This is a genomic window from Archaeoglobus fulgidus DSM 4304 (genome assembly GCF_000008665.1).
Classification (GTDB): Archaea; Halobacteriota; Archaeoglobi; order Archaeoglobales; family Archaeoglobaceae; genus Archaeoglobus; species Archaeoglobus fulgidus.
Genome location: NC_000917.1, coordinates 2,086,189 through 2,105,636, shown reverse-complemented (window position 1 = coordinate 2,105,636; position 19,448 = coordinate 2,086,189). Strand labels below are relative to the sequence as shown.

The following is a 19,448-nucleotide window of genomic DNA, read 5'->3' as shown; positions in this document are numbered from 1 at the left end:
TGAAATCTTCTCTCAAACTCTCCAAATTGACTTCTTTACCCTGCCTAAGACTTTATACAGCTTCTCAGCTCTTTTTTCTGAAGTTTTTTGCTTTCTGTAGTCCAGAAAAGTATGAACATTTTGCTGGTTTATCTCCCTCCCTACTCTCCCGATCTGAATCCGATTGAAAAAGTCTGGAAGAGTGTTAAAAGGTTCGTTTCAGAAATATCTCGCCGAGTATAGAAGAACTGAAGGAGACAATTGCTAAAGCTTTCAAAAAGCTGACAGAGTCAATATCGTATGCAATTCTGGGGTGATAAGTTCAAGATTTATGAACTTAACCATAAATTAATTCCGAGCAAATTCATCATTGAAGTCGATGCTCTTGATCAACATCTGATCAATCTAAGTAAGGTAAAGAATCTTTTATCAGCTAACTAAAAGGAGAAACATGTCTCAGCTTTCCTACCCCTAACAAATCCTTAACTTTCACCTACTTTCTACATGGAACGATCTGGAACAAAATCTGAATCATCTTATTCGAAGAAAAATCCGTAAACGACTTTTCAGAAGCCTTAAACAAATTATTGAGCTTTTTTAGAGCTGAACAGGCAGCAAAATTAAGCATATCAAGAGAAAAATGGGCTCGCCCGGATTCGAACCGGGGACCTTCGCCTCGTCAAGGCGACGTTCAAATGGAGGGAGGAGAGCAGTCTGAAGTTGTTAAAGAGTCTTACAAAAATCTATCCGAAAGTGAACATAAAAAACAGTCATCAGGAAGTCTTATGGATGTTGAGCTAAGATATACCAAAGAGGAGCTGGATGCTTATACTGAAAAGAGATTAACGGGAATTTCAAAGAAAACCAAATGGTGGATAGAAAAAGCTTCAGAAACTTTTTGGGAGCAAACTAAAGGAGTTGTAAGCTTTGAAACTCTCAGCAAGTTTAAGGAGTTCACTCTAAATAACTGGGATTCAAGGGATGCATGGAGCAAAGTTCTAAACTTTGGAAAGAGCTTTTTGGGAGAGCTTTCAAAGCTGAGGATGGATACCCGCTATAGGGATTTGGGAGAGCTTTTCCTTGAGATGCCTAAGAGCATCAAGGAGAGGAAAAGAACAACTGATAGAGCAATTACTGAGAATGATGTTAAGAACGCTGTAAGGTATTTCGTGAATAAATGGAAAACTGTAAAGAAGGGGAGAGGGAAGCTCGATTATGCAACTGCACTTTCACATGTAACTCAGATTCTATTTGGAGCTTATACTGGGCAGAGACCTGAAACAATAAGTAAGTTGAGAGTGGAGCAATTTGAAGAAGCCTTAAAGATTAATCCGCCAACGCTCCTCGTTGAAGCCAATCAGGATAAAATCAGAATGGAGCATTACGTTCCCTTGCATCCTGATTTGATTCCTTTCCTTAAGGAATTGCTGAAAATCAGGAAAAAGCAAGGGAGGAAACTGATGTTCGAGCATGAAAGCTGTGGGCAACAGCTTAAGAGAGCTATGATTCCTCTCGAAAAGGGAGAGCTAATCAAAGATAAGAATAAACGCCATTTCGTTCTGGGAGATTTGAGGAAATTTGCAGAGCAAATGGCAGATAAAATCAAATGGGATACTTCAAACAAGAACTACATATTAACCCATAACGTTTCAAGTGTTGATTGGCAGCATTACAAACACCCTCTCCCTGAATTCGTATATCAGATTTACATGGAGAGCTGGAAGGATGTTCATCTGATACCAAAGGAAGCTTATGAATTGGTTTAATTCAGCAATAGCTACCTTAAAATAGGAAAGTAAGAAATCTCCTTATCCTTTTATCTCGTTTTTCCAAAATCTTCCTTTAATTTGCGGTAAATCAACACAACCTCATAACAGAGAAAACATATTGAAATCCCAAGTAGCAATCCAACAAAAACAAAGTAATATTCTGTTTCTCGGTAGAGATTCACTTTAAGTTTCACATACTCACTGCTACTATCTCCAATATGGCGAACTTCTGCACCATACCCTTCGAGAAAATACCACGTTGGCACTATCAGCTCAAATTTGTATATCCTCGTAGCAAGTGCTAAATTAACAGTATCAGACTTGTTCACAGCTTTTGAATAAACTGTTCTCTCCACACTGCCTTTCCATGTTGTTACTTTCAGAATGCCCTTCTCCACATTCTGATCAATTGTGATTGTGACGTTGTATGTTTTCGTGTAGTTGGATGTCAGATCCAAAACACTGCCATTAGGCAAGACGGTTACAACTCTGGAGAAATCTATTAGGTTAGCCCAAGATTCGTTATTGAACCATAATTTGTTCCAGTTAGGATATTTTTCTGGATAATTCACATACAACCAATATACTGTCGGATCAGCTACAACCCAACTGTTGTTAATCTTCACCTCAACCCAAGCATGATCGTATCCAAGATCGCTAACCACTCTCGCTTCAAACCCTGCACGTTTAGCCGCTTCACAGAAAAGGCGAGCAAGCTCTCCACATCCTCCAACTTTGAAGTATGCAATCCATCTGGGATCGCCATTGAAACCTGAATTTTCAAGAGCCCTAATCTTTAGCTCTCCGTTTATCCAGTAAAAATGGTACGAGGGTATTGAAAAATTCGGATTAATACCATATATGTACGCTATATTTTCTCCTTCCCATTTTGCAATCTTTTCAAGTTTTTGATAAGTGCCAGAAGTAGAATTGACCTCTTCAACGATCTTTTTTATTTCAGATTCTCCAACTGGAGCGATAATTAGATAGTACCATATGGTGAAAAAGTTGTAGATTATGAAGGTACAAAAAAGTATGAGCAATATTATAACGAGCTTTTTAGGTTGCATATTCTAAAATCAGCCTATAATCTTCCTCTGGAATCTCTCTCATCGCCTTGCCCATTAAATGCCCACTCCATTTCCGCTTGTTGGTTATGAACTTTAGCTTCGGAATTAGAGGCTTAAATTCAATAGGCCTATCGAAGATTTTCACAGGTTTTAACTTAATTCTCAGCGGGAAAGTCTCATTTCCCATTCCCTTTGGACTTTTGAAAATCCTGCTTGAATCCCTGTAGACTTCAGAAGCTGTCTCGTAAACTGCGACGATTCTGGAAGGCTTAACCTCTCCATTGACATTCTCCTGCTTTATGTAAATTAGCAGCTTATCTCCCTTCTTAACCTTGGCGATAGTGTTCTTGTGCCTCTCCGGAACTCCCCAAATATTCTTTTCCTTAATCACCCTCCAATTATCCTCGTTGGTTATGCAGAGCCAGTAGGCCATGAAATCACCAACAAATAATCAATTTGAAAAGATATAAAGTTTTCATTCTCATCATAGTTTATTCTGTTTTTATCGAAACTTAACAAGTGATAGAAGTTTGCTGTAAATCAAATTAAATCAGCGAATTATTCCTGAGAGCTTCCAGCAAACCAGCCCACACCTCGTTTATCTCCCCTCTCAGCATCCATTGGATTTCATTCAAAAGCAGGCCATACCCCTTAGGGCCGAGAACTGCCTGAGTTTTTGCCAACCCCAGTGTTGCAGCAATTTTGCCAGTTGTAGTAAATGCTGCTCTGTATGCAACCTTTTCCTCTATGAAGTAAAAATCCACCATCAGCAGGAAGAGGTTCTTGTAAAACTCCCAGTAATCCTCATCTCTATCGCTTGGCAGTTTTTTGGCTGATTCGTATAGCTTGTTGTATGAATCGATGAGGGCTGAATAACCAACTGCCTTTCTGATCTCCTGAATTCCTGCAAAGCTCTCCTTAGAGAGGTCAAATTCAGGGAACTGCGTTCCGAATTCTTAAGTGTTGTAATCATCAAAGAAGGTTTCATCAATCGGGCCTATGGCTTTTATTTCCTTGGCCAACGAATCTGCAAGTTTTTTATGTGATTCATTAATTGATTTCTTTTCCATTAGGGCAGTAACATGGAATTTGAGCAATTCGATAATTTCCTGATTGAGTGGATTCTCTTTAATTCATCATATAGGGCGGTAAGGATTTCCGTATTGAATCCCAATTCTTTTGCTTTTTCAATCAACTGTTCTATATCAATATCTTCAATTTCAGTTTGGGTATTTTCCACGAACTGTTTTCCTTCTTCAAAAATTTTGTTGAAGTTGTCAGGTGCAATCTTTTCCACCTGAGAGCAGCCAGTAAGCAACAAAGCAAAGAATATCAGAGAGATGCTAAGAACCTTCATATTTCAAATTTATTTAATCACACATTTAAATTTTACGACAAAAATAATCTTTAGAGAATCACCCTTCCTCCGCTTTGATTTGAGCTTATCGTGTTTCCCTACCTTAAACTATCTTCCTTATTCTGCTTTCTCCCATAATTTTCCTGAAGTGCTCTATCTCCTCCTTCATTCCTTCCGTTATTTCTTCTCCAAAAATCCACAGCTCATCGCAGAACTCCATCAGCCTTTTGTTCATCTCCAGAGCCTTTCTTCTCTCCTCTGGATTGTTGTCATCCATAAACTGGCTGAAGTAGATGTGTGGGGCTAAGGGAATGCAGCCTTTCTCAAGGACAAATCGGCAGTACTCCTTGGCTTTCTCGATGTTTTCCGCTTTGCCCTGAAAGGGAGAGCAGACGAATACTATTCTCATTTTATCACCATCTACGCAACAGCCATGGAATCATGTAACCTGCAAAGAATCCTAAGTAGTGGCCTAAAATGTTTACGAAATTCCTGCCAATAACAAGTTGCTGTGGGAATATCCCAATCATAAAGAATATATACAAAGCTATCAGCAATATTAACTGTATTAACTCTTTTCTGTCAAATTCAACCTTTCTCATCAATATTGGTGCAATCAATACTGCAAATGATACTGATAATGCCCCAAAAACGAAATCCCTGTAAGTTAGAGAGATAACACCAGCACCAATGATTAAAACAAACAAGAAGCTTACTGCGCTGTTCGCAGAGTGTTTAGTTAGAAATATTACAATTGTAAAAGCATACAGCCCGATAAAAGCTGAAACAACTCCGGAGAAACCTATTGAAGACCGATTTAAGAAATAAATTGTGGAAATTGAAGTCAGATATGGTACAAAAATGAATATGAGGGTAAAAGATATCCAGAAAACCCTTTCATATCCGAATTCCTAAAGAAGATAAATGAGAGGAAAGCAGAGACAATATATACAACTATGTTACCTGTAAGGTGATAGAAATCTGAGTGCACAAAATTTGAAAGATAGAGGTTGATGGGTTCGACTGGTAGAGTATTAGTTTGGAAGTTGGTCAAGAAAGCGGCTAAGTTTATCAAAGCGGGAAGTAGCAATACAGAGTATTTGAAGAAAGTTGAGGTCATTCTCTGAGATACTGCCCTCCAACTGGCACGAGCCTCTTTGGCTTGATTGGTTTATCGTATTTCTTGACGTCTTCAAGCTCTATGGCCATCCAGAGCTTTTTCTTTTTGCTTTCTCTTCTTCTTCCCCACCTTTCCTGCGACTTCATGTACTCTTTAAGCTCATCCTTTGTGAGAAAAACTCGATCTCCAAACGTTTCAAAGAACTGCATTGGGTTTTCTGACAGCACAACTCTCTTTATCCTTGCCTCACCAACAAAACCAGTATCTTCGTGTGACTGATAGAAAACGAACTTCATTCCCGGTTTTAGCTCCTTCCAGACGGTTGCTGGCTTTACGAAAACATCCTTTCCTTTCTTGAAAAAGCGGTCCATGAATCGCTTGGGGATAGGATAGGTTACACCCACAATTTTGGACATCTCAACACCTCCAGCAAAATTAAATCTTCATATTTTAAATATAGTTTCCGTAACGCCATACGTAGTAAGGCCTCCACTCGATTTCAAAGGGGAGTTTGTTTGCTGGATCTTGAATTATCTCTATTTCCGAGCAACCAGCCTCAAAAACCCTCTTTACGATGTAGAGGTAGTATTTTTCCCCGTAGAATTTAGCAGCTTTGTACTCGTTCTCTGTTAAAGTTACTTCAATTGGCTCGTTTTGAAGGATTTCACCTCTATTCTCCTCTTCTCTCCCGAATTTGGATCAAAACTCTCAATATCGTATCCTCTTCCGTCTGCAGATACATCCTTGGGAAATCTGCCCCACTTCTCCTCACAGCTCATCACGAGTTTCATGCCAGCAAGCTCAACCTCTCGCTTCCTTTTCCATAATTCGGGATCAAAATCCTCGATTGAGCTCTCTATTTCCTTCAGCAGTTGGCCATCATCAGTTTTTTCTGCAATTTTGTGGAGCATTTCAGTTAGTTTCTCTGGTTTCAGCACCCAGAATTTTGCAATGGGCTCAGAAAGCCTATCATGGATTCTCAACGATCGCCTGTACTCTTTTTTCTTCATTTCCTGAATTTCCTGAAGCTTCTTCTTTGCCTGCTCGTCTGATAGAAACCTCTTGTAGTACTCTTCCTCAATTGAAAGCGCATCGAGAACTTTGTTTACTCTTTCCTTGAGATACAGCCTCTGTTCTTCCTTTACTTCGCTAATATAAGATGAATCACGAATTTCTATTTCTTTGCTCTCCAGATCAGCTGTAAGTTCCTTTTCAATCTCGTCCGAGAGTATAACGGGTTCAAGGGTTTGCAGAAATCTGAAAGGCTTAATAGATCCGTTGAAAACCACCACTGGAATCTCGTATATTGGCTCACCGTAGAAATCAAAGAGTTTCAGCAGCCTGATCTCTCCATATCCCTCCTCATTACCACTAAAAATCGCCTCTCCCCTCTGGCACATTCCTATATAAAGGGCCTTTCTTATCGCTGGGTTGTCAAGCTTCAGCTCCTTTTCGCTAAGGGTGGTTACATCTTTTAGATCGAGAATTTCGGCCTTTGACGGTTTAATCTCGGTAAGAATCTTTTCGGGATGGATTCTGACATCCTTTATTTCAAAGAATGTAAACTCATCGTAGAACTTTCCCTCACCCAACTTTGCCTCACCAAAGTAGAACAGATACTTCCTGAGATCCTCTTCGGTGATGATTTCAACAATCCCCCTATCCTCAAGCAGCTTTTCAGCCCTAACGTGTTTCTTCGCAGCCTCAGCCTTCTCAAGAACCAGCCTTATTTTCTGGAGAACCGATTTGCCCTTATCGAATTTCTTGGAAACCTCTTCTCCAGCATCTTCAATTCTATCCTCAACGTAAGCCCTCCAGATTTCGTTCTCAATGTCCCTTTCGGATATTATCGTGCCAATGATCTCAACACTGCCAATATCGAAATCCTTCTCAATGGTTTCAACCTTCTGGAGAATAACTTCGAGAACCCTCCTTTCAATCTTGAAAACTGGAAGCATACTCTGAATGTAGATGTCCTTTTCCTGCCCGTATCTGTAAACCCTCCCCACTCTCTGGATGTAAACAACGGGATTCCAGGGGATTTCGTAATGAATTACTACGTTTGCAGCCTGCAGGTTGAGGCTCTCTCCAGCAGCATCTGTTGCAATCAGGATTTTTGCGCTATCCCACAATTTGGCAATTCTGTTTTTCTTCTCTTCATGCGTTAGCCCGCCATGTACAGTAACAACACTATTCTCGCCATAAATCTCTTTGAAGGTTCTCTCAAGGTGATCGAGCGTTGCCAGAAACTGTGTAAAAATTATAACTTTGTTACCCTTCTCCATATGCTCATTTACAACCTGAACAAGCCTCTCGGTTTTTTTATCCCTCCCTCTCTCAAGCAATTTCTCTCCGAGGGTTATCAACCTTTCAAGAACTTCCTTCTCCTTTTCAACGAGATCCTTCCTGACAGGAACGGATTCTATGATTTTCATTCTTAGCTTTTCAAGTTTCTCATCATCGCCCTCTTCCTCAGCCTGCTTTAATTCGTCGAGAATGTCTTCAGCATCTTCGAGCTCCTCCGCAAACCCCTCAAATAACCTTCTGTACCTGTTTTTGAGAACCTGAACTCCAGCGTTTATGCTTGAAGAAACAGCCCTGCCAACAATGGTCGCAACAAGCCCTATTGATCTTTTATTCTCCTCCTCAGCCAGCTTGTAGTAGCTCCTTACGTATTTCTCAACCTCCCAGTAGAATTCCTTCTCCTCCTCATCTGGCTCTATCTCTATTGTTAGAGGATACACTTTCTGCGGGAATATTTTCCTTCCTTCGAGATCGAGAACGTCCCTTTTTCTCCTCCTGAAGGTGTATTTCTTTACGAACTCCTTCCAGTTTTGCTCATCAACGTTCCTGTTAATCAGGCTGAGGCGAAAAACGAACTGATCCTCCTTCCCGTCGTGGGGAGTTGCGGTTAAAGCCAGCATGTGTTTGGTTCTATCCCTCAGAACCTGAATCAGCTGGGCTCTTCTGTTTTTAATGGTGGCTCTATGGAGTTCATCAACAACAACGATGTCCCATCTGTGATCTTCAACTCTCCTGAGCCAGTTCTCCCCCTTCAGCGTATCCATTGAGGCTATGAGCCACTTCTGTTTTAGAGGATCCTTGCCCTGTTTATCAGCTTCCGTAAGCAGGGGAACATGCATGCCAAATTTATTTTTCAGCTCATCCTGCCACTGATACTGAACATTTGGAGGGGTTACGATCAGTATTCTTGTATTTGGATTTCTGATTACCATTTCCTTTATGAAAAGCCCTGCGAGAATCGTTTTACCCAATCCAGTTTCGTAGGCTATAAGCACCCTGACAGGCCTTCCGCTATCGGCTATATCCAGCAGATTGAGAAAATCCTCAAGCTGGTATGGGAGAAGATTAATTTTGGAGGCTGCAAGAACGCTTACAGGATCATACTGGTATTTTGTGAAGAGATGGTATGAATCTACTGCCACTCTGAAAAGCGGGTAAAGCATGTTATCACCTCACCGAAATCTCACCAAATTTCTGGCGAAATGCATCTATGATGACGTTGAAATCGTGAGGTTCGAGTTCACCAATACCGTAACCGTCCAGATAATCCTGTATCCTGATATACTTCTTAACTACTGGTTCTCTGGAGAAGATCATGGCTGAAAAATGCACTCTCCATGGATAAGTAACTCTGCTATGACTGAATTCATTCTCCCAAACAGGAGTTTGGTCGTCGTAATACGTTTCTTTAATAACTCCGATGGCGTTTATCTCTCCAGTTTTGCAATTTGAAATACTGCAACATCGAAGGGCTTTATCTGGTTGTATTTTCTGATAAAGCTTCTCCAGTTCTTTTTCTGCTTTTCCCCTGCATCCCTATCCCAGAATCCCCAAATCATGTTTCTGTATCCGATCTCAATGTTCTCCAGAGAGTTAGAGCTGAAAACCCAGTATGTCATTTTACTCCCCACCTTTCGAGCTTCTCATCCAGCATTCTGAGGTGTTCAAGTATCTCTGCCGCTCTATTAGCCTCCCTATCATTCTTCCTTGAGGGATCGAGCCTTATCCTTGCGAGAGCCTGCAGAACTCCAATTACAGCTTTCATTGAGTAGGGAATCTCGCTCCTAACTCTATCAAACCCCTTCATTCCCTCAATATCGTAAGCTCTCAGGGCTTTGTGGATGTAATCAATCAGGCTATTGCCCCTGATAGTATCGTAACCCGCAACCTCGATGTTGGAATCACCTCTATAATAATCCTGCAGGATAACACTTTTCCTACTCCTGCTTTTCACGATCTTTATCAAACCGCTCTTTTCGAGATCTTCTTCCTTAAGCCCCAAGCTTTTGATGAACTATTGGCAGTATCGTAATCCATCGTATCCATGCCGTTCAGGCGGGAGTAAATGTAGAAGGTGGTTACAGGATCCGCCTCCTCCCCAATCATTTTTCTTGTTATGTATCTGGCCATAACTGTTTGAGCTATTTCGATAGCACTCTTCGCTGTTATCTTCCCAGAATAGCTCTTTATTTCAGAGTAGGATGTGAGAACTTCTAAAGCCACTCCCATCGCAGCGACAAGGAGATCAGAGCCTTTCAAACCGTATTTTTCCAGCTCATCAGCTCTCTGGTAAATTTTTTCTTCGATTTCTGGGAGTATTTCTTCTATGATCCCCGTTTTTTCTTCCTTTCTCTTTCTTGCGGTTATGATCAGGCTATGGTAGATTGATTTCTTGCCCCTTGCAACAACGCTTTCCGTGCTTTCTGTGTGGATGGGAAACGTTGCTGTGATGTTGAAGCCTGCCTGTCTTAAAGCTTCGAGAACGAAATACCACGCTTCAGGGCTTTTGTGGGCAAAGAAGAGAACAAGGATACCATCATCATCAAGTAAATCGTGAACGTTCTGCATCGTTTTTATGAAAAGGTTGTTGAAGAACTCCTTATCTCTATTTCCCCCAACATCGAGTTCCTCGGATGTTTCAACCCTATCGTTTCTGAAGTATTTGGATTCCTTCTCGAAAAGATGCCCCACAATTCGTTTATGCCAGATGTAGAAAACCTCGCTAACCTCGCCATAGGGGGTATCATCGTAGTAGGGGGGATCGGTGACTATGATTTTGAACTTTCTTTGAGGTTTCCATGAGGCTGTGGATTCGTTTATGATTTCGATTGTGGCTTGTGTGGAGGAGAGTTTTTCGATGGAGTATTTAAGGGCGTTGAGAACGTCGTTTATGTTGTTTATGAGGGTGCCAGAGGATTTTACGAACGGATTAACTTCAGTATGATCCCACATCATCGAAGGTCTCCTTTTTCCAAACATTGAGGAGATTACTTCATAACCAGAATCCCATGTAGTACCTCTACAGTTTCTGTCAACATGCTTTGCAATAATTGCCGAGAGATAAACACCCATCGCCTTTGCATACTCCTCATCTCTCTCAGCAATTTCATTAACAATTCTTTTTGCCTTTTCAGCAAATTTTACCATCAAAAGCAACTGCCTTGGGTTGAAAAGCTGATAATGCTTTGGCAAATAAAGCGTAAACCTGTAGTCTCTCGGCATCTCTCCATCAGGAATCAACCCCTCACGATAAAACCTGAACCAGCTCTTTTTAAGCTCCTTTTCAGCCTCCTCAAATGCTTTCAAATCCTCATCAGAAGGCACATCGTATTCCTTCCCCCCCCCTTCCTGAGTTTAGCAGAGCAACTGCAAGCATCCTCTCTTTCTCATTCTCCCTTATCTGCTTCACAACCTCATCATTGGGAATGTGAGCTCCACATTTCAAACAAACTCCATCCCCTCTCGATACATTTCCTTCTGGAGCCATACCTTCCTTTATCTCAAGCTTCAGCTCGTCTCCTTCAACCTCATAGGCAAGATAAACCTCTTTACCTCTCTTCGTTTTGGCAAGCTGCCATGAACCAACTAAAGGCGTTTCAAATCCGCACTGGGGGCATTTAACCACCCATGAAAAAATGTATGCAGCGACATCCTTTTCATCATGTTTTGGATAAAATCTGCCGAGCTCTTCTTTCAGCTCTCTGAATATCTGCTCAGCATACTTCTTAACATCATAGTATTAGCTTCATTCCATACTTTTTCGGATATTCAAGGGTTTCTTTTAAAATTAAATATGCGACGGGATTGTAATCCACAGCAACAGCGTTACAGCCTAACCTCAAAGCCTCGAAGGGAATCGAACCTCCACCTGCGAAAGGATCGAGAACTGTGGGAATTTCACCCCACGTTTTGATTATTGCCTCCTTCAAGTATTCGGCTGGAGGATCCTGTGTGTGGGCCCTTGGCCCTTCGTTGATATCTTTGGGTATTCTCAGAATGCGCAGTAAATTGGTTTTTAAATCCCCATTACCAACTATCATCGGTAAATTCTCCTTTGAGATTAAAGCTCCAAGAACCGCAGCCCTTGCAGTAATCAACGGCTTTCTCGCCCACCAGTAGTGGAGGGAGAAGATAGGGGGTTTGGCATTTCCGAGCTTTTCTTTCTTCGCTTCCTCACTTATTTCTTCAACGGGAATGAACTCTTCAATCAGCAACTTCATTGCACCACCTATCTCAGGTTTTCAACATCTGAAATGAGTGCAATCCTTTAAAATGCTCGATAAAGATGTCCAAAAACATCTTCATGCATTTCAGCCTCAAGCTCCTCCCATGAGTTCTCTGTTTTGAGCACACCTTCAGAGCCTTCAAGCTCCTTGGGAATTCTCGCTCTTATCGTTATCTCACCCATATCCAGCACCTGTTTAATATGGGCTTTTAACTTAAAAAATTATTTGGCTTTAAATCTGAATCGAAGCAAATTATTTATCTTCTCAAAGCCAAATAAAGACTGGTGAAACCATGAACGAAGCACTCCTGCGGGAGATTTACAGCGAGGTTAAGAAGATAAGGGAAAAAATTGAGCAGCTTGAGGAACTTATAATACCGGCAGAAAAAGTTTCTGAGGAGGAGCTTCTGGAAATCAGAAAGCTGAAAGAAGAGTCGTTAAAAGGAGAACACGTTGACTGGGATGAGCTGAAGAGGGAGCTTGGTGTTTAGGGTTGTAGTTCACAGGAAAGCAACTCAAGAGCTGAAACGTCTTAAAAAAGCTCATTTAAAGAAATTTGGTGTACTTCTGGAAACGCTCAAAACAGATCCAATTCCTTGGAAAAGATTCGATGTTAAAAAGATTGAAGGCGAGGAGAACACTTACCGTATCAGAATTGGAGATTTCAGAGTGATTTACTTTCTCGATAAGCCAACCAAAACGGTTCACATCTTAAAAGTTGAAAGAAGAGGAAAGGTTTACGATTAAATCAGCCCGTAAAGAACCCTGAACGCATAAGCTCCATTCTTCGTGGATGAGAGCTTCTACGCCCAGAAAAACACTTCTTCAGGTGGGAGATTGAGAACGGTATCCACCAGCTTGTATCTCTGCTCAGCCCTCTTCATCGAATTCAGAACCTTGATTGCCACGTAAATTCTCATTGCCTTCTCAACATCATCTGTTTTCTCCTGAATTTTGAGCTTCTTCATCAAATTCTTTATCGCATCTTTTCTCCATCCAGTAGCGGAGGCTATTTTCATCCTGTAGCTTTTCTCCCTGTTCTGGTAGCTCTCGTACATCGTAATGTACTTTGGAGTTTCAACAACCTCGTAAACGGTATTTTTTATGGCGAGCATTATTCCACCACGAGTGTTTTCTCAGATTTTGTTGAAGTAAGTTGCTCTGCAAATATTCTGAAATCATCATTAACCTCTGCATCAATTTCAAGCTCAACAGAATATTCTGGATTGCTGTCAAGCTCTGCTATTTTCCTCAGTATTTCTTCAATTATGCCTGCCTTTTCAAGCTCTGATGAGCATTTGAAAAATACCCTGCCTTTCAAATCAACTGCAATTTTACCTTTTAAGTTGAGGAACGGTACTGCTCCTCCCAAATTAAGAGCATCCTCTTTAAGGCTATTCGATCCGCTTCCTTTTACCTTGATTCTCTTCACCCTCCTGCCTTCAAAATCCTCAAATCTTTCTATGAGGTCGCTTACCTTAATCTCTTCACCTTTCCTCTCTTCATCCTCTGAAATTTCAGGAGGTTCCCACTCAACAGTTCTGATCTTATTTTTGATCCCCTCAGCATACTCCTTTTTGAAAATGAATTCACCATGTTCAGCATTAAATCCAGATAGAATTTCTTCCTTCTCGCTTTCGCTTAGCTCAGCCCCCTCCTCAACTTTCCTGATCAGTGAAATATCCCCGCCATAAAGTTCAAGCCTCTGGGATCTCTTAACAGCATCCACAATATCTTTTCTGCTCAGATCTGGGAGTTCAGACTCGATGGAGGAGATTTCAGCGTAATTTCTATCTCCAAGAACCTCAAGAATTCTGTTAGCAGCTTCATCTGCTCTCTTCCTCTTTGCAGCCCCTAAAAGCTCTTCAGCAAACTCCTTCTTAACAACATAGTCTGAATCCCTTATCTCGCCAAGCTCAATACCAAGTTTCAGACTCTTGACGATTTCTTCACTTTTCCTGAGGTCAACCTCTTCAGGATCGCATATCTCCCCCCTGTATACTGCAATTTCTCCAGCCTTTACCAGTTCCTTAATGCTCCCCTTCAGATATTTTGCAGGAACAAACGGATAACCTGTTGAGTTTGCTATCGTGTTTATAAGCTCTGAGAGTTTTATGTAGTCTTTTTCCTTGCCCATAACTCCGTAAATGTAATCCTCACTTGCAGAACTCAGAACCTTCCCCCATTTCCTTTCAAGCTCCTCGAAAATCCTTTCAGTGTATTTCGCCTTCTCATCGTAGGTTAGCGGCGAGAGTTGCCCTATCACCTGATCGTTCTTTCGGAAAAATCCTGCATAGGAGTAGAGGTTTATCAATTTCTGAGCGGTCTTGGCATAGATTCTTTCCTGAATTGCTTTTAGCTCCTTGAGGAACTCCTTATCTTTCGATCTCTCCTTCTTGAGTTTCTCGCAAGCAATCAGCTCCTTCACATCACTCATGAATGAGGGAATTCCCCCTGCAACTGGGAAGAGAAGTACAACCGAATTTCTGTTTGGAGCAGTAATTGATAGCATTTGGGAGAAAATTCTGCTGAAGGCTTCCCTGGCAACTACATCTTCAGCCTCACTCTCATACTCCTTCGATCTTTTAAGGTGAGCATAAATTCTGAACACTTCCTCGTAATCAATCACAAAGAGGTTGAGCTTTCCTGGATCCGTATTATCTCTCTTAATCTCTTTCTCGAAGATATTTACGGCAACAACATCCGTTGAGGGTATTATTTTCCCAACCAGCTGTTTTTGCAGATGTAGCTTGACCTCCTCATCCTTAACATCCTTTGCCGCATACCTAACGAGGGCTCTCGGATTTTCCTCAGTTTTGAAGTAATACCTGTCTGTCCCCTCAGCTCTGAAAATGTGGGTTGCAATCTCATCGTAGAGTCTCTCAAGATATGCATCTATTGTTGAAGGATCAAGACTTTCATCGCCCAAAGCCCTGAATATCTGCCTGCTGTTGGCACCCTTCTTGGATTCGTCTGGATAAAGGGAGTAAAGATAAACAGCAGTTGCGATTCTCACAAAGTTTCCAAATCTTATTTTTCCATCCGCTTTCTGAGCATGGGCAGTTCCCTCAGCAGTTGCTATATCTATTTGAACAACCTGATCAAGTTCGCCCCGAATATGCGATCTGTAAGCTTTCTCATTAGCTCAGGATATGAGAGATCAATCTCTCCAGCAGAAATGAACATCGTGGTTTCAGGAATCTCCTCTGCATGTCTTAGCAGATTTACAATAACTCTCGCCATTATCTGGAGTATACCTCTCGTTCTCTGGAAATCCTCGTACATGCCTATTCTGCCAAAAAATATCTCCTCCACAAGTTCTGGGTTAAATGGGTAGCACTCAAACAGCCTTTCCTCACTAACAGCCTCGCCAATACCGAGTTTTGTTGCGTAAAGGTCGTTAAAGCTTTTGCTGCAGCCCTTGCGTATTTTTCATCCACTTCCTTTACAAATCTCTTTTTCAGTATTCGGATTATATCCTCTTTTGCAACAGGTGCGATTTTGGTTGCTCCTCTTTCAGCAATGGCCGTTATATCTCTTAGAATTTCGGATTCCTTCTTGTAAGCTTCGCTTTCTGGAATTGTAAGAATTACAATGGATGTTTTGGTTGCCTCAGTTGCAACAAAAAGTGAGTGAATGAAACCCTTATTCTGGGCAATTCTTGCTTCGCTATCAAGTATTTTTGAAATGTAAATCACAAGCTCATCAATCAGGAATACTACAGGTTTTCCAACCTTTCTTATTGCATTTTCTATCTCCTGAGCGGTTGGAGGGGATTTTCTGGAGGCAAGTGTTTCGTCACCAAGCTGTCTGCCAATCACATTCCAGAGATTCTCATCTGGATCGATATTGTGGCCGTCAATTGCAACAATTTCAACATCTGGAATTGCTGGAATTCCGAGATCCTTGAGAATCTGCTTTATCTCGTGGAAGTTTATTGCCACATCCCTGTTTTTGAAAAGATGGTAGATTCCAATGAGTGTATGTGTTTTACCTCCACCAAAGGTTGTATCGAGGATAATTGCATAGGATTCATCAGAATCGTATGTAACCCTCGATAAAACTCTCTTCAAAATGTTTTTCGCATCCTCTGTGAAATGCGTTTTCTTGTAAAACCTCGCAGGATCGAGATAGTCAGGATGGGCATTTCCACTCAGGAAATTTGAGAACTCTACCTCAAAAATCGCATCATTCACATTTGCGTTAGGATCTGATGCAATCCTCACAAGTTCATCATCGAATACAATCTTGCTTTCAAGAATTGCTTTTTTGAGTGATGGAACTTCACCTGTAACCATGAGCTATAATAAAACTATTCAGAATTAAGTTTTTCCATTTAGTATGAGGTTTATCGTGTTTGTAAAATTGCTAAACTCAAATCAAATTCTTGATGCAGCGTTGATTGCTGATTGATGTTGATTCATTGCTGATTCAAAGCTGATTTGAGTTGATGTTGGGGTTGAATCAACGTAGAATCATTCTGAATCTCGTTGATTTCAGTTGAATTTGATGAATTTTCAGCCACTTCCTGCGGATTTACCACTAAATCGATGATTCAATCTTTGGATTCAACTTGCTCAATTAGGCTTGTGATGCCCACTAAAAACTGATATAAATAACTGAAGCAGATAGCTGTTATGAGGCTGAAAAAAGAAGACTCCATACTGAAAATATTCATAAGAGAGGATTTTCCGTACTTTGTTGACAAGTTTTTGAACGATACGTTGCCAGCAGCTGCGTACTACTCCAAAGATGGTGAACTTTGTCAGATACACGTTTCCAAGCACTTTTTTGAAAATGAGGAACCTGAATACTTCATCCCTGATAGGCTACCAGCAAGAAAGTACGTTTTTACATTTGGAAAAGAGAGTACAACCCCAAAAATTTGTGTTGACAGCCATAAAGATTTCAACTCAATAATGCTCAGCGGGTTCGAATTTAACGAGATGATGATAATAGAGCGTGCTGATGGGGGAGAGATTGAATACTACGATAGGTACAGGATTAGAGAGGATTTTCTTAGCGAGTGGGTAGAGAATGGATGGTTTACTGACTTTGGAAGGTCTATCGTAGAAAGCGTGTACTTCAAAAAGAAGCTTTACTTTTACGTCTCCAGCGAAAGCTACGATTTCAGCTCCATAGAAGAGTTTGAGGAGGTCTTTTCGAAGTATCTGGAGAGGATGGATTATAAGGTTGTGAAGTCAGCCAGAAAGGGGAAGTTCTCAGTAGTTGACGCCACCAAGAATGGGAAGAAGGAGAAGTTTCTGCTGGTAAAGCCAGATTACGAGGATGATTCAGACAGCATCTCCAAGGAAGAGCTGGAGAGTGTAACGAAGAGGATAAGGAAAAACTTACGCATAATTATGGATTACGAAGATGATCTATCGGAGGATGCCATGAAGTGGGCCAGAGAGCAAGGGATAGAGGTAAAAACGATAGACGAGTTCATGAAAGAATTCATGCTCAGGGAGTGGGAGGAAAACGATAGAATCGCCGCTGAAGATCCTGAATTCTGGGAGGATGTGATTAGAGATATCTTTGGAGGCTGATCTCTGAGTGAGTCTTTGCTCATCACGAAACTTTCCTCCGCTATGTTCCACTTGGAACGATCTGGAACAAAATCTGAATCATCTTATTCGAAGAAAAACCCAAAAATGACTTTTCAGAAGCCTTAAACAAATTATTGAGCTTTTTTAGAGCTGAACAGGCAGCAAAATTAAAAATTTAAGAATTTAGTGGGCTCGGCCCGATTCGAACGGGCGACCTTCGCCTCGTCAAGGCGACGTCATGACCCCTAGACCACGAGCCCCTGTTTGTCTGTTTGAGGGATGTCTTATGAATTTTACGGTTACTGTGCTTATCTGTAGTATCCCGAAATAACTTTACACTCGAACTTTGCCACGTGAGGAAGCTAATGAACAAGGACATACTCAGAATAGTCTTTATGGCCTTCATGGACGACGCTTCAAGGCTGATCACTGTTAGTGTTTTTGATGAGGCAACGACTGAGAACGGATCAAGGTTTTGAGAGAGATTGCTGAGTATGGCATTCCTGAAGAGATTCTTACCGAACACGAACCCAATTCGTTGCTGCGAAAAGCAGAGAGAAGGTTAAGCACATTCTTGCGAGAGTAAAGGTTGAGAGAGGGACTGGAAAGTTTGGCTCAGTTGAAGCAGTTGTTGGATGGCATAATGAGATTAAGCCTCATAGAAGTTTGGAGTGGGATGAACTCTGCAATGCTTTCTGGTGGAAGCATCCTCCAGATTGAAGGGAAAATAATTGGGATGCCAAGTTGTGTTTTGATCGTTGATTCTCCAAAATCTTATATAATCCGTAAAAATTAATCTTTAACATGGAAAGAATAACTCTCGAAATCGACGCCCTGAAGATTTCCGTGCTTAAAGGGAAGGAGAAAGACGTGATGTACATCCATGGCTCGGGATGCGATGCAACTCTCTGGGAAAGGCAGCTTGAGGATGTTGGAGGCTACGCCATTGACCTGCCTAACCACGGCCGTAGCTGCGCGGCGGAGATAAGGGACATTGGTGATTACGCCTACTTCGTTGCAAAGACCGTGAAAAAGCTCATGGGCAAGGCTGTTATAGTCGGTCACAGCCTCGGAGGAGCGGTTGCACAGAAAATCTATCTTGAGTATCCGAAGGTTGTGAAGGCTCTGGTGCTCGTTGGAACAGGGGCAAGGCTAAGAGTTATGCCCGAAATTCTAACTATGCTTAAGGAGAAGCCCGCAGAGGCTGCAGAATTGGTTTCAAAGTATGCTTTCTCGAACCAAGAGCTTGCAAAGGAGTTCTCTAAAGTTTTTGCGGAGAGGGCGGGGGTTCTCCATCTCGACCTCTCCCTCTGCGACAGATTCGACCTTCTCGAAGACTACAGGAGCGGAAAAGTAAAGGTGGATATCCCAACGCTTCTCATCGTTGGGGAGAAAGACGCTTTAACACCCGTGAAGTACTCCGAGTTCTTCAAAAAGCACATTCCGTCAGCGGAAATGGTTGTTATCCCGGAAGCGGGCCACATGGTTATGCTTGAAAAGCCCGATGAGTTTAACAGAGCCCTAAAAAATTTTATTGAGAAGCTGTAATCAATTTTTCACTATCTGTAGAATTTCCCTGAACGCAGGATGTTCTGCAGACTCGAGAAGCTCGTAAACTATGCTCTCCCACGTGGTAAGCTTTATTCCCTCACCAGCGAGCCTCATTAACGCAATTTCCTTGTCCTCAGCTTTCCTCGAGCCTGTGCAGTCAGCGACGACGTAAACATCGTACCCAGCCCTCTTCATGTCGATTGCTGTCTGCAGAACGCAGATGTGCGCCTCTATTCCTGCCAGAATTACTTTCTCAGGCTTAAGCTCTTCTATTTTTCTTCTGAAGTTCTCGTCTTTGTAGCAGCTGAAGGTAGACTTTACTATTGGCTCTTCAGCGTATTCAGCAAGCTCATCAACCGTTTTGCCGAGCTTTATCTGCTCTGTGAAGATAACCGGCTGTTTTAAGGCGACTATAGCTTTAACGAGCTTTACCGTCCTTTTCAGCATCTCTTCAATTCCTTCAATGTGTGGGGCAAGCTTCTCCTGCACGTCCACCACGACCAGAGCCATAGGTTTATAATCCC

General features: G+C 41.7%; 26 protein-coding genes, 1 tRNA gene and 2 pseudogenes. 7 read left to right on the top strand and 22 right to left on the bottom strand.

Going from position 1 to position 19,448, the window contains the following annotated elements:
• Window positions 1–117: 117 nt before the first annotated feature.
• Together AF_RS12955 and AF_RS11880 are read left to right on the top strand one after the other, a co-directional pair.
• A pseudogene (locus tag AF_RS12955) lies at window positions 118–284 on the top strand (transposase); the annotation flags it as partial.
• Between the two features lie 390 nt (window positions 285–674).
• Complete coding sequence (locus AF_RS11880; protein ID WP_081423287.1) at window positions 675–1,745, top strand: tyrosine-type recombinase/integrase; 1,071 nt, start codon at window positions 675–677, stop codon at window positions 1,743–1,745.
• A 50-nt stretch (window positions 1,746–1,795) separates the two neighbouring features.
• On the opposite strand, the gene AF_RS11875 is transcribed toward AF_RS11880, so the two are convergent.
• The 16 genes from AF_RS11875 to AF_RS13225 form a co-directional block, all read right to left on the bottom strand.
• A complete protein-coding gene (locus tag AF_RS11875) occupies window positions 1,796–2,818 on the bottom strand; it encodes a transglutaminase-like domain-containing protein (RefSeq protein WP_010879843.1) in 1,023 nt (340 codons plus the stop codon).
• On the bottom strand, window positions 2,808–3,251 hold the full coding sequence (locus tag AF_RS11870; RefSeq protein WP_010879842.1) for an EVE domain-containing protein: 444 nt from the start codon (window positions 3,249–3,251) through the stop codon (window positions 2,808–2,810). Before AF_RS11870 ends, AF_RS11875 begins: the two co-directional genes overlap by 11 nt.
• A 112-nt stretch (window positions 3,252–3,363) precedes the next feature.
• Window positions 3,364–3,585: a hypothetical protein gene (locus AF_RS11865; protein WP_010879841.1), complete on the bottom strand. Its 222-nt coding sequence runs from the start codon at window positions 3,583–3,585 to the stop codon at window positions 3,364–3,366.
• Window positions 3,586–3,887: 302 nt separating this feature from the next.
• Entirely contained in the window at window positions 3,888–4,175 is a 288-nt protein-coding gene (locus AF_RS11860; RefSeq protein WP_010879840.1) for a hypothetical protein, read from the bottom strand.
• A gap of 103 nt (window positions 4,176–4,278) precedes the next feature.
• The gene (locus tag AF_RS11855) at window positions 4,279–4,584 is read right to left on the bottom strand and encodes a DUF4406 domain-containing protein (protein ID WP_010879839.1); all 306 of its coding nucleotides are present in this window, start codon (window positions 4,582–4,584) and stop codon (window positions 4,279–4,281) included.
• 4 nt (window positions 4,585–4,588) lie between these two features.
• Window positions 4,589–4,882, bottom strand: coding sequence for a rhomboid family intramembrane serine protease (locus AF_RS13165; protein ID WP_048064569.1), 294 nt, complete (start codon window positions 4,880–4,882; stop codon window positions 4,589–4,591).
• Between the two features lie 409 nt (window positions 4,883–5,291).
• The gene (locus AF_RS11845) at window positions 5,292–5,711 is read right to left on the bottom strand and encodes a DUF365 domain-containing protein (RefSeq protein WP_010879837.1); all 420 of its coding nucleotides are present in this window, start codon (window positions 5,709–5,711) and stop codon (window positions 5,292–5,294) included.
• A gap of 34 nt (window positions 5,712–5,745) precedes the next feature.
• Window positions 5,746–5,940, bottom strand: a complete 195-nt coding sequence (locus tag AF_RS13935; protein WP_394295460.1) for a protein NO VEIN domain-containing protein — start codon at window positions 5,938–5,940, stop codon at window positions 5,746–5,748.
• Window positions 5,931–8,762, bottom strand: a complete 2,832-nt coding sequence (locus AF_RS11840) for a helicase-related protein (protein WP_010879836.1) — start codon at window positions 8,760–8,762, stop codon at window positions 5,931–5,933. The genes AF_RS13935 and AF_RS11840 overlap by 10 nt, the downstream gene beginning before the upstream one ends.
• 4 nt (window positions 8,763–8,766) lie before the next feature.
• The gene (locus AF_RS13160) at window positions 8,767–8,916 is read right to left on the bottom strand and encodes a hypothetical protein (protein ID WP_158296902.1); all 150 of its coding nucleotides are present in this window, start codon (window positions 8,914–8,916) and stop codon (window positions 8,767–8,769) included.
• A gap of 110 nt (window positions 8,917–9,026) precedes the next feature.
• Entirely contained in the window at window positions 9,027–9,218 is a 192-nt protein-coding gene (locus AF_RS11835; protein WP_048064568.1) for a hypothetical protein, read from the bottom strand.
• Window positions 9,215–9,553, bottom strand: coding sequence for a hypothetical protein (locus tag AF_RS11830; RefSeq protein WP_010879835.1), 339 nt, complete (start codon window positions 9,551–9,553; stop codon window positions 9,215–9,217). The genes AF_RS11835 and AF_RS11830 overlap by 4 nt, the downstream gene beginning before the upstream one ends.
• A gap of 8 nt (window positions 9,554–9,561) precedes the next feature.
• Complete coding sequence (locus AF_RS13330) at window positions 9,562–10,923, bottom strand: DUF1156 domain-containing protein (protein ID WP_048064566.1); 1,362 nt, start codon at window positions 10,921–10,923, stop codon at window positions 9,562–9,564.
• On the bottom strand, window positions 10,913–11,224 hold the full coding sequence (locus AF_RS13325; protein ID WP_048064565.1) for a hypothetical protein: 312 nt from the start codon (window positions 11,222–11,224) through the stop codon (window positions 10,913–10,915). The genes AF_RS13330 and AF_RS13325 overlap by 11 nt, the downstream gene beginning before the upstream one ends.
• Before the next feature lie 106 nt (window positions 11,225–11,330).
• Window positions 11,331–11,819: a DUF1156 domain-containing protein gene (locus AF_RS13320; RefSeq protein WP_048064564.1), complete on the bottom strand. Its 489-nt coding sequence runs from the start codon at window positions 11,817–11,819 to the stop codon at window positions 11,331–11,333.
• A gap of 47 nt (window positions 11,820–11,866) precedes the next feature.
• Entirely contained in the window at window positions 11,867–12,007 is a 141-nt protein-coding gene (locus AF_RS13225) for a hypothetical protein (RefSeq protein ID WP_010879833.1), read from the bottom strand.
• Window positions 12,008–12,117: 110 nt separating this feature from the next.
• On the opposite strand from AF_RS13225, the gene AF_RS11810 reads away from it, so the two are divergent.
• Together AF_RS11810 and AF_RS11805 are read left to right on the top strand one after the other, a co-directional pair.
• On the top strand, window positions 12,118–12,315 hold the full coding sequence (locus AF_RS11810) for a hypothetical protein (RefSeq protein ID WP_010879832.1): 198 nt from the start codon (window positions 12,118–12,120) through the stop codon (window positions 12,313–12,315).
• Window positions 12,308–12,571 carry a type II toxin-antitoxin system RelE family toxin gene (locus tag AF_RS11805; RefSeq protein WP_010879831.1) on the top strand — a complete coding sequence of 88 codons (264 nt, stop codon included), beginning with the start codon at window positions 12,308–12,310 and terminating at the stop codon, window positions 12,569–12,571. Before AF_RS11810 ends, AF_RS11805 begins: the two co-directional genes overlap by 8 nt.
• Before the next feature lie 56 nt (window positions 12,572–12,627).
• Here AF_RS11805 and AF_RS11800 read toward each other — a convergent pair whose 3' ends face one another.
• The 4 genes from AF_RS11800 to AF_RS11785 form a co-directional block, all read right to left on the bottom strand.
• Window positions 12,628–12,939 (bottom strand): hypothetical protein, encoded by a 312-nt coding sequence (locus tag AF_RS11800; RefSeq protein ID WP_010879830.1) that lies wholly within the window; start codon window positions 12,937–12,939, stop codon window positions 12,628–12,630.
• The gene (locus AF_RS11795) at window positions 12,939–14,453 is read right to left on the bottom strand and encodes an ATP-binding protein (protein ID WP_148183491.1); all 1,515 of its coding nucleotides are present in this window, start codon (window positions 14,451–14,453) and stop codon (window positions 12,939–12,941) included. Before AF_RS11795 ends, AF_RS11800 begins: the two co-directional genes overlap by 1 nt.
• A 455-nt stretch (window positions 14,454–14,908) precedes the next feature.
• Entirely contained in the window at window positions 14,909–15,139 is a 231-nt protein-coding gene (locus tag AF_RS11790; protein WP_010879828.1) for an ATP-binding protein, read from the bottom strand.
• Window positions 15,112–16,122, bottom strand: coding sequence for a DUF499 domain-containing protein (locus AF_RS11785; protein ID WP_010879827.1), 1,011 nt, complete (start codon window positions 16,120–16,122; stop codon window positions 15,112–15,114). Before AF_RS11785 ends, AF_RS11790 begins: the two co-directional genes overlap by 28 nt.
• A gap of 339 nt (window positions 16,123–16,461) precedes the next feature.
• Between AF_RS11785 and AF_RS11780 the strand changes: the two genes are divergently transcribed.
• Entirely contained in the window at window positions 16,462–17,373 is a 912-nt protein-coding gene (locus AF_RS11780; RefSeq protein WP_010879826.1) for a restriction endonuclease, read from the top strand.
• Between the two features lie 187 nt (window positions 17,374–17,560).
• Here the strand turns inward: AF_RS11780 and AF_RS11775 are convergent.
• Window positions 17,561–17,633: transfer RNA gene (locus AF_RS11775), tRNA-Val, on the bottom strand.
• A gap of 135 nt (window positions 17,634–17,768) precedes the next feature.
• On the opposite strand from AF_RS11775, the pseudogene AF_RS12780 reads away from it, so the two are divergent.
• Together AF_RS12780 and AF_RS11770 are read left to right on the top strand one after the other, a co-directional pair.
• Window positions 17,769–18,093: pseudogene (locus tag AF_RS12780) on the top strand (IS481 family transposase); the annotation flags it as partial.
• 84 nt (window positions 18,094–18,177) lie between these two features.
• On the top strand, window positions 18,178–18,921 hold the full coding sequence (locus AF_RS11770) for an alpha/beta fold hydrolase (RefSeq protein ID WP_010879825.1): 744 nt from the start codon (window positions 18,178–18,180) through the stop codon (window positions 18,919–18,921).
• On the opposite strand, the gene AF_RS11765 is transcribed toward AF_RS11770, so the two are convergent.
• The gene (locus tag AF_RS11765) at window positions 18,922–19,434 is read right to left on the bottom strand and encodes a hydrolase (protein WP_010879824.1); all 513 of its coding nucleotides are present in this window, start codon (window positions 19,432–19,434) and stop codon (window positions 18,922–18,924) included. It lies immediately after the preceding gene.
• Window positions 19,435–19,448: the final 14 nt, after the last annotated feature.